The following is a 9836-nucleotide window of genomic DNA, read 5'->3' as shown; positions in this document are numbered from 1 at the left end:
GCCTGACCGCCGCCGGCCTGACCGCCGCCGGCCTGACCGCCGCCGGCCTGACCGCTGCCGGCCTGACCGCCGCCGGTCTGACCGGCGGGCGGCTGGTCGTCGGCGGGTGGGACCGGGGCCGGCTCGGGCCGGCTCGGGTCGGTGCCCGAGCGGGCCCGCTCGTCGGTCAGGCGGCGCACGGTGGCGGCCCAGCCGAGCAGCACCGCCAGCACGGCGATCAGCCCGAGCCCCACCACCGCGCCGGTCCGCCCGACGATCACCGCGGCGCCCGGCGTGGCCCGTTCGACGCTCCCGCGGGCGGTGGTCGTCACCAGCTCGTGCAGAGCGCCGAGGGCCGCGTCCGCCGCCGCCCGCCAGTCCGCCGCGCTGATCCCGCGCAGCGCGTCGACCCGGTCCGTCCGCAGCAGCGCGTCCTCCACGGCGAGTAGACCCGCGAACTCCGGGCCCGCCGCGAGACGCTGGTGCGCGCCCCGGCCGCCGGCCGGCAGGCCGGCCGCCGCCTCGGCGCGGGCGTACCGCTGGGTGGTCACCAGCTCGACAAGCCGGCGCCGCTCCTCGGCGTTGATCCGACCGCTCAGGACGGCCGCGCTGACCAGGGTGTCCTCCCGGGCGAGCAACTCGCGGGCGCGGGCCAGCGCGATCACCGCGCGGGTCTCGACCGCCAACCTGCTCTCGTACGCGCCCCACTCCGGTCCGTACACGTCGAAGGCGGCGTCGACGAGTTGGTCGTACCCGTCGATCGCCCCGGTGCGGTCGAGGTACCCGGCGTCCACCTGGGACCGGACGGCGCCCAGCCCGTTCAACCGCCGGACGAGCGCCTCGGCCCGGTCGCGTACCGCCCCGGCGCTGAGCAGGCGCAGATCGCGGCCGGTCGGAAACGCCCGGACGTCCGCCGCCGCCCGGTCGGTCACCTCGCGGGCGCCGGCCAGCGCGGTCCGCGCCGGCGCCGACCTGGCCAGCGACTCGGCGGTCACCCGGCGCTCGGTCTGCAGGCCGAGGATCAGCCGGTCGATGGGCTGGCCCAGGGTGTCGGCCAGGGTCCGCACCCGCAGCAGGTCGACCGCGTCCTGACCGGTCAGGTAGGCCGCGTACGACCAGAGCGTGAGCAGCACCGCCGCCGCGGCGACGAGCCGGATCCGCAGTCGCCGTTCGGGGGTGCGCGTCACGTCGCGCTCCGTCCGGTCCGCGGTGACCCGTGGCGCTTCCGGCTCATCGCGCCGACCGCTGCGGCCAGGGCTGCCCGGCGGCGTCGCTGGCCCGGTCGGCGACGACGGTCCGCAGCAGCGCCAGCAGCTCCGCACGGTTGGCGCAGTTCAGCCGGTTGCGCATGCGGGCCACGTGGTGCTCCACGGTCTTCGCCGAGATGAACAGCCGATCACCGATCTCCCGGTAGGTCAGTCCGGCCAGCACCAACTCGGCCACCTCGTACTCCCGGTCGCTGAGCCCTTGCTGGGTGGGGGCGGCGATGGCGCCCGCCGCCGGGGTGGCGCTCTCGCCGGCCGCCGGTAGCGGCCCACCGGTGGCGGCGGCCGGCCGGCCCTGGAGCACCCGGGCGCACTCCAGCAGGGTGGTCATCGCCCGCCGGTCGGAGGTGCGGATCGCGGCCTGCCCGGCGAGGCGCGCGCCGTCCCAGCACAGTCCGGTGTCGTGCAGGCCACGGGCGGCGGCCTCCACCCGCACCGGGTCGACCACGCCCCGCAGCACCTCGACCCAGCTCTCGGCGGCCGCGGCGACCACGGCGGCGTAGCGGCTGTGGTCCGCGGCGGCCAGCAGGGCGGTGACGTGGTCGTCGGCGGCCGCCGGCTCGCCGCTCAGGATGGCCGCGTGCAACCCGCTCCAGTGCAGCGGGACGCTCCACAGTGTGGGGGCGCCGAGCCGGTCGAGCAGCGCCCGGCCCTCCCGCAGGTACGGCGCCAACCGGGCGGCGTCGCCCAGCCGTGCGCCCGCGATGGCCAGTTCGCCCAGCGGCAGCAGCGTGAACAGGTCGACGGGATGGCGAACCACCGCCTCCAGGGCCTGGCCCCACCCCCGCTTGAGCGCACCGAGGTCGCTGGTGCGCCGGCCGATGCCCATCCGCAGCGCGGCGGCGAAGAGCAGGTCACGGGACTCCAACGGCCGCTCGTCGGCGGTCACCGTGGCGAGGCGTTCGGCCGCCGCGAGCGTCTGGCCCCGGACCATGAGGATCCAGGCCTGCAACAGCCGGTGCCGGCGGGCCATCAGCGGACCGCCGACTCCGGCCGCCTGCGCCCGGTGCAGCACCTGCTCGGCGATGTCCAGCTCGCCGGAGTGCACGGCGGTCAGGGCGGCCAGCGCGGCGGGACTGTCCGGCAGGAGCGCCGCCCGGCCGTCCGGCTCCAGCAGCGCGGCGGCCTGGACGAGGGCGGAGAGCGCCGCGCTCGGCGTGCCGGTGACGCTCTCGCGTACGCCCTGGGCCATCAGCCGGGCGGCGCTGGCGTGCAGGGTGGGCGGTTCGACGGCCGACCCGTCCACCGGCGGCCCGGCGGCGGTCAGATCGCCGGTGGCGAGCCCGCCGACGGTGGCGTACGCCAGCGACGAGGCGCTGCCCGACCACCGGTACAGCTCGACGCTGCGGCCGGTGTGGCCGCGGTGCGCCAGAGCGGTCGCGGCCACCACGGCCGCCTCGGCGCGGTCCGTCGGATCGGTGGCGGCCAGCAGCCGGTCCGCCAGGCGCAGCGCGTCGTCGAGGTTGCCGGCGAGCGCGGCGGCGAGAGCCTGCCGGGCGCTCGTCGGGTGCCCGGCCGCGGTGGCGGCGGCGAACAGGTCGGCGGCGAAGGCCGGCTCGTCGGCCAGCGCCTCCTGCGCCGCCGCGGCCAGCGTCGGGGCCGGGCAGTCGCCGAGCACGCCCACCGCGAGCAGCGAGCGCACCAGCGGCAGCACCGGGCCGCCCCGGGCGAGCTGCAACTCGGTGAGGCGACGCCAGACCGCGCTGCGCTCGGTGGCCGGGCTGAGCGTGGTGACGGCCCGCCGGACGATCGGCGTGAGCCGGCCGTCGGCGCCGATCAGCCCGGCGGCCCGGGTCGTGGCGATCAGCTCGTCGACCGCCTCCGGCTCCTGGTCGAGCAGCGGGCCGAGCATGGTCACCGGCAGCGGTACGCCGGCCGCGACCGCGAGCAGCAGCCGTCGTACGGCGGTGGGCTGGATCTCCAGCTCCGGTGCGAATTCGAGGACGACGGACCGGGGTGGTTCGGCCGGGGCGCTGGTCAGGCCCGGGACTGTGCGCAGGCCACGGGTCAGCCGCTCGACGTCGCGGGGGACGCCACCGGTCTGCGTGTGCACGAAGTCGACCAGGTCGCCACGGTGGGCCAGCTCGGGCGCGGCGGCGGCGAGGTGGGCCGCGGTCTGCTCCCGAGCGTACGGGCCGAGCAGCACGGCCTGCCCTTCGCGGCGCAGCGCGTCGGTCAGCTCGGAGAGGGCCGCCGACCGGGGCCAGGGCCGGTGGGCGACGACCAGTCGGTGTCGCCGGGTGGCGACCAGGCCCAGCAGCACGCCGATCCGCTCGTCGTCGAGCAGGTGCGCGTCGTCGACCAGCAGCAGCTCGGCCGGGTCGACGGGATCGCCCGGCTGCGGGACGCCCGTCCGCACGGTGACCCCGGCCCGTTGCTGGCTGCGCGTCAGCTCGGCGAGCAGCGCGGTCTTGCCGTGACCGGCGGGGCCGGCCAGCCCGACCAGGAGCGGGCCGGTCGGATCGTCGGCGACCCGGTTTAGCAGGGCCCGGGGTGCTCTGCCGAGCACCAGTCGGGACTCGACGACGTCATTCATGATCATTGTGGTCATCCTTCGCGTCCCCGGCTGAGCGTCAGTGCCAGGCGGGACGCCTTCGGCAGGTCGAGGGGGAGGATCCGGACCGGAGGGCGGGGTGGCGGCTCGCCCGGATCGGTGGCGTGGTTCCGGGGTCGTCGCAGGGCCGGGATGGTGGCCCGGCCGGAGCCGGCGACCGGCGCCGGATCGCGGACCGGAGTGGGGTGCCCGGGGCGGGGTGACACCACCTGGCAGGCCGCGCTCGCCGCCCCGATGGCGGCGGTCAGCTGCGCGTCCGGCTCCACCTCGACCGGGACCGGAAGCGCCGCGGTGATCAGCTCGGTGACCAGCGGGATGCGGGCCGAGCCGCCGGCCAGCAGGACGCCGTCGAGCTGCGTCGGAGTCAGGCCGGCGCCGTGCACGGTGCGCAGCAGGAGGTCCACTGTGGCCTGCACGGTCGGGCGGATCATGGCCTCGAACTGCGCGCGGGTCACCGGTATCCGCGCCGGGCCGGTCGGCAGGCTCAGCACCACGTCGGCGGCCAGCTCGACGGTCAGCGCCCGCTTGACCCGGTCGCACTCGGCCGGCAGCCCGCGCAGGGCGGCGTGGTGCTCCCGACGGCCGGTGGCGGCCAGCTCCCGCGACAGCACGGTGCGTACGTGGCTGGCCAGCAGTTCGTCGAAGTCGGCGCCGCCGATCGGGTCGAGACCCTGCGGGGTGCCGAAGCTCTCGTAGGTGCCGCGCGGGGTGCGCTGCACCAGGGCCGCCTCGAAACTGGCGCCGCCCAACGCGTAGACGGCGGCCGTGGTGCCCGCGAATCCGCGGGCCGCGTGGCTCTCGGCGACCGTGACCGTACGCGGCAGCAGCGTGACGGTGCGCAGACCGAGTTCGACGAGCGCCCGGTGCAGCAGCTCCCGCCGGTACGGCCGCCAGGCCGCCGGGTGGCTGAGCACGACCGCCTCGGCCGGGCCGCCCTCCACGGCGTGCACCTGCTCCACCACCCACGCGGCCAGTTCCGCGGTGAGCGTCTGCGGCGCGCACGGCTCGCCGCCCAGCAGCAGGGGCACGTCGTCGCCGATGCGGCGGACGAAGTCCCTGGTGGTGCGGCTGCCGTCGTCGGTGACGGGCCCGCCGATGTGCAGGGCGCCGTCCTCGGCCAGGTGCAGCACCGACGGTACGAGGGGCGAGCCGGCGTTGAGCGGAACAGCCTCCGGGCGCGTCCAGGTCCGGCCGTCGCGCCGTGCGACGGCGGCGGCGGTGTTGGTGCTTCCGATGTCGATCCCCAGGACGTACGGCATCCGTCTCTTCTCTTTCCGCGAGTTGGCCGGCTGGTGGCGATGGCGTCGGCGCTGCCCGGCGACCCACCCCCGGCGAACCCGCGGGCTCCTACGTTCGTACCAGAGATCGCTCCCCGGTCGGGACCCTAATCTGCCCGGGACGGTTTCCCCCAGTCCCCCTAACGGTGGAGCCGATCAAGGCCCTAACGCGGCCGGATCGGATGCGGGCCGAGCCCCGATGTCCGGGATCGGCCCCCGCAATAACGTCACTGTCGACGAACGACGGTCGCCGACGCCAATCCGAGGAGAACCGGCACATGGACTCGCAACAGACCCTCCACGACTTCGTGCTCGACCTGCTGACCAACCCCGACGCGCGGTCGGCCTTCGACCTCGACCCGGAGGGCGCGCTGCACTCCGCAGGGCTCAGTGACATCACCGCCGCCGACGTGCAGGACGTGGTGCCGCTCGTGGTCGACTACGCGCCGGGACAGGGCCTCGCGCCGATGGTTCCGGCCGTCGGGCAGCTCGGGTTCGACCCGCTGGTGACCGACACCACCGACGTGGTCGGCCAGCTGCAGAGCGTGGCGCAGCAGATCAGCATCACCAGCTCGCCCGCCGGGGTGGACGTCAAGGCCGGAGTGCTCGGCGCCATCGCCGTGGACCCGACGACCGTCGCCGCCGGGGTGACCGTGCTTCCGGGTCTCGGCCTGGGCGTCGGCCCGAGCGGCCTCGACACCGACCTGACCGGCGTGGCCGACGTGGCGCACACCCTCGACGCGGACGTGGTGCAGCCGGTCGACGGCATCGCCGACCCGGTGCTGGGCGGCGTGACCGGCACCGTCGGGGACCCGACCGGTGTACTCGGCGTCACCGATCCGGTGCTCGGCGGCGACGTGACCGGCGGTGTCCTCTCCGGCGTGCACGGTCAGGTCGACGGCATCGTCGGCTCCCTCGGTGTCCACGACACCCTGGGTGGCCTGGGCCTCGGGCACGGCGCCGTCGGCGGTGTGGTGCCGCCGGTCGACGTCCCGTCCGTGGTGGGCGGCGTCACGCACCACGTGGACAGTCTCCTCCCCGGTGTCACCGGCACGGTCGGTGACGTGACCGGAGGGGTCACCGACGGTGTGACCGGCGACCTGCACGACGGGGGGCCCGCCTCGTCGGACCACGGGCTGCTGGGCATCACCGGCGGTCTGCTCTGACGGGGATTCCCGTCGGAAGCGGGAGGCCGGGTCGCCTCGGGCGGCCCGGCTCTCTCCGGTTTCCTTTCCGGTCCCTCTTGATAATTGAGCCGAAATCCGCACACTTGGTGCGGTGATGGCGGGGATCTGGTTGGACGTACTGGACGAGATCGCCCGGACGTGCAACACACACGGTCGCGGCGACCTGCTTCAGACGGTCCGACAGAAGCGTGCCCAACTGCTGGACCCGAAGCTGCGCGTCCTGGTCGTCGGCGAGCCGAACCAGGGCAAGAGTCAGCTCATCAACGCGATCATCAACGCGCCGGCCTGCCCGGTCGGTGACGGACGTACCACCGTCCTGCCGACCGTGGTGCAGCACGCCGAGGCCGCCTCCGCGGCCGTGGTCCAGGCGCCGCCGGTGTCGGGACGGCCCACCGGCGCCGCGGGCGCCCCGGCCGCGACGCTCGTCGAGCGGACCCCCTTGGCGCTCGACCAGATCGCGGCCGGGGTGTCCGGCACGCTCGGGCGGCGGCCGGGCGGCGGTCCGGCGTACGTCGAGATCGGGTTGCCCCGCGCGTTGCTCGCCGCCGGACTGGTGCTGGTGGACACTCCCGGCACCGACCAGGTCGCGGCGCTCGGTGGGGCCGCGGAGGTCGCCGCCTCCACCCGCGCCGACGCCGTGCTGCTGGTCTCGGACTCGACCCGGGAACTCTCGGTCGCCGAGCTGGACATGCTGCTGCACGTCACGCGCTCGCAGCCGAACGTGATGGTGGTGCAGAGCAAGACCGATCTCGTGGCGGACTGGCGTGCGGTGGCCGAGCGCAACCGGCAGCACCTCGCCGACGCCGGTGTCGCGGCGCCGCTGATTCCGGTGTCGGCGACCCTGCGGCTGCGCGCGGCGACGACCGACGATCGCGGTCTCAACGCCGAGTCCGGCTTTCCGGCGCTGATCGCCCGCCTGCAACGGGACCTGACCGGCAAGGCCGATCACCTGGCGCGGGCGTCGGTGCAGGCGGTGGCCCGTACGGTGGTGGAGCAACTGGCCGCGCCGCTGCGCGCCGAGCTGGCGACGCAGGAGGCCGAGGAGCAGTCCGGGCCGATCTCCCGGCTGCACGCCGCCCAGCGGGAGGTCGACGAGCTGCGCCGCTGCTCCACCCGGTGGCAGAACACGCTCGCCGACGAGATGACCGACCTGCTCTCCGACATCGAGTACGACCTGCGCGACCGCACCCGCCAGATCCTGCGGGCCGTGGACGAGGCGTTCGACGCGGCGGACCCCCTCGTCGCCTGGGACACCTTCGCCGAGTGGCTGGAGCGCAGTCTCGTCGAGGCCGCGGAAGCCAACCACGAGTGGCTGATCCAGCGCTGCGATTGGATCGCCCGTCGGGTGGCGGCCAACTTCAACCGGTACGGCTACGACGTGCTGCCGCCCTGGTCGATGACGATGCCGGCGGATCTCGGCGACCGGCTGCCGGACCTGGAGCGACCGAGGATCGACAAGTTCACCACCGGCCAGAAGTTGTTCACCGGCATGAAGGGCTCGTACGGCGGCATGCTGATGTTCGGCCTCGCGACGACCCTGGCCGGAATGCCGATGATCAACCCGGTCTCGGTCGGCATCGGCGCGCTCTTCGGCGGCAAGAGCATCCGCGACGAGGGCAAGCAGTTGCTGCGCCGCCGCCAGGCGACCGTCAAGACGGCCATCCAGCGGCATGTCGACGAGTTCTTCGTCCGGATGGTTCGGGACTGCCGCGACGCCACCCGCCAGGTGCAGCGGATGCTGCGCGATCACTTCACGGGGCTGACCGAGGAGTTGCAGGAGGCCATCGTGCAGTCGTTCCGCAGCGCGAAGCAGGAGGCCGACACCGATGTCGCCCTGCGCGAGCAGCGGCAACGGGAGATCCGGCTGAAGATGACCCGCCTGGCCGCGCTCTACGAGCAGTCCCAGCAGTTGACCGGCGCCCGGTCCACCCCGGTGCTGCTGGAGCCCCGGGCATGACCGTCGGGGTGCGGCTGGACGAGGCGGCGTGGGGACTGCTGCACCAGGCCATGGACGTCTACCAGCACGACGCGCGGGCCGTCGGGCGGTTGCGGCACCAGGTGGCGCGGTTGGAGCAGCCGCTGCGGATCGCGGTGGCCGGCCCCTGGCGTGCCGGCAAGTCGACGGTGCTCAACGCGTTGATGGGGGAGGAGGTCGCGCCGGTCGAGGGCGCGGACGGCGTCTTCACCTGGTACGAGGACGGCGCTTCGCCACGCGCCACCGCCTACCCGGTGGGCCAGCCTCCCCAGGAGCTGACGGTGGTCAAGTCGGCGACCGGGATGCGGGTGGATCTCGGCTGGCGGGTCGGGGAGGTGCGCGACATCGTGGTGCGGTGGCCGACGCGGGCGTTGCGGCAGGTGACGCTGATCGACACCCCGGCGCTCGCGGCGGTCGACGAGCAGGGCCACGCGCCGGTGCTGGATCGCGTCCTGCGGGACTCGGACGCGGTGCTGTTCCTGACCCGCGACGGCCGCGACAGTGATCTGCGGGTGTTGGAGTCCGCTCGGGACAGTGTCGTCGGGCAGGCCGCCCCGGTGAACGTGATCATGGTGTTGTCCCGGGCGGACGAGGTGGGCGGCGGCCGGATCGACGGGCTGCTCACCGCCCGTCAGCTGGCCCGACGGCACCACCGGGATCCCCGGGTGGGCGCGCTGGCGGTGAACGTGGTGGCGTGCAGCGGGGCGATCGGCCTCGCGGGCCGGATGCTGAGCGAGTCCGACTTCGCCGCGCTCGCGGCGCTGGCCGGGGCGTCCCGCGCCGAGCTGGAGGCCCACCTGCTCTCCGCCGACCGTTTCGTCCGGGGCGAGCTTCCGGTGCACCTGGACTCCGAGGTGCGCGGCGGTCTGCTGGATCGGTTCGGGCTCTTCGGGATCCGGCTCGCGACGACCCTGGTGCGCGGTGGGTTCGACACCCGGGTGGCGTTGTCGGCCGAGCTGATCCGGCGCAGTGGGCTCACCGAGCTGCGGGAGTCGATGACCCGCTGTTTCGTCGATCGTCGCGACACGCTCAAGGCGCGCTCGGCACTGGCCGCGGTGGAGGCCCTGGTCCGGGCCGAGCCGGTGCGCGGGGCCGACGAGTTGGTCGGCGCCATCGAGCAGATCCTGGCGGGTGCGCACGAGTTCCGGGAGCTGCGCCTGCTGGTGGCGCTGCGCAACGCCCGTCTCGGTTTCGACGCCGAGTTGGCGGCCGAGGCGCAGCGGCTGGTGGGCGGCGAGGGGGTTGGTCTGGCCGCGCGGCTCGGTGTGGAGCACGAGGCGACCGTGCAGCGGCTCTGGGAGGTCGCCGCCGACGCCCAGTGGCGGTGGCGGGACCGGGCGGAGGATCCTTCGCTCCCGCTGGCCCAGCGCCGGGGCGCCGAGGTCGTGGTCCGCAGTTGCGAGGGGATGCTGGCCGAGCTGGCCGCGGGCGGTCGCTGAGCGCCGCCGGCCCTGGGCGCCCACCCCGGACGCCCCGGTCGGCGTGTTTCCTTCCGGTCAACCCATTGACAGGGCCGTGGTCGCGCGGAAGCATCTGCCCAACATCCACGGTTCTGCCCTCGCTTGTCACGCACGTCCGATGACAACGATGTCAGGTCCG

Annotated in this window: 6 protein-coding genes; 3 read left to right on the top strand and 3 right to left on the bottom strand. The window is 74.9% G+C overall.

What is annotated here, in order from left to right; all coding sequences use genetic code 11:
* The 3 genes from ABZU53_RS29395 to ABZU53_RS29385 form a co-directional block, all read right to left on the bottom strand.
* On the bottom strand, positions 1–1166 hold a 1166-nt coding region (locus ABZU53_RS29395; protein WP_355068764.1), incomplete at its 3' end, for a nitrate- and nitrite sensing domain-containing protein.
* A gap of 43 nt (positions 1167–1209) precedes the next feature.
* Entirely contained in the window at positions 1210–3786 is a 2577-nt protein-coding gene (locus tag ABZU53_RS29390) for a LuxR C-terminal-related transcriptional regulator (RefSeq protein ID WP_355068762.1), read from the bottom strand.
* Positions 3787–3791: 5 nt separating this feature from the next.
* Positions 3792–5057: an Hsp70 family protein gene (locus ABZU53_RS29385; protein ID WP_355068760.1), complete on the bottom strand. Its 1266-nt coding sequence runs from the start codon at positions 5055–5057 to the stop codon at positions 3792–3794.
* Between the two features lie 296 nt (positions 5058–5353).
* Here ABZU53_RS29385 and ABZU53_RS29380 point away from each other — a divergent pair, with 296 nt between their 5' ends.
* The 3 genes from ABZU53_RS29380 to ABZU53_RS29370 all read left to right on the top strand — a co-directional run bounded on the left by ABZU53_RS29380 (position 5354) and on the right by ABZU53_RS29370 (position 9676).
* Complete coding sequence (locus ABZU53_RS29380; RefSeq protein WP_354859869.1) at positions 5354–6241, top strand: IniB N-terminal domain-containing protein; 888 nt, start codon at positions 5354–5356, stop codon at positions 6239–6241.
* Positions 6242–6356: 115 nt separating this feature from the next.
* On the top strand, positions 6357–8219 hold the full coding sequence (locus tag ABZU53_RS29375) for a dynamin family protein (protein WP_355068766.1): 1863 nt from the start codon (positions 6357–6359) through the stop codon (positions 8217–8219).
* Entirely contained in the window at positions 8216–9676 is a 1461-nt protein-coding gene (locus ABZU53_RS29370) for a GTP-binding protein (RefSeq protein ID WP_355068759.1), read from the top strand. Before ABZU53_RS29375 ends, ABZU53_RS29370 begins: the two co-directional genes overlap by 4 nt.
* Positions 9677–9836 lie beyond the last annotated feature (160 nt).

This window comes from Micromonospora sp. NPDC005194, from assembly GCF_040608335.1.
GTDB lineage: Bacteria > Actinomycetota > Actinomycetes > Mycobacteriales > Micromonosporaceae > Micromonospora.
Note: the sequence above shows the minus strand (reverse complement) of the source record. Positions and strands in the feature narration are given on the sequence as shown.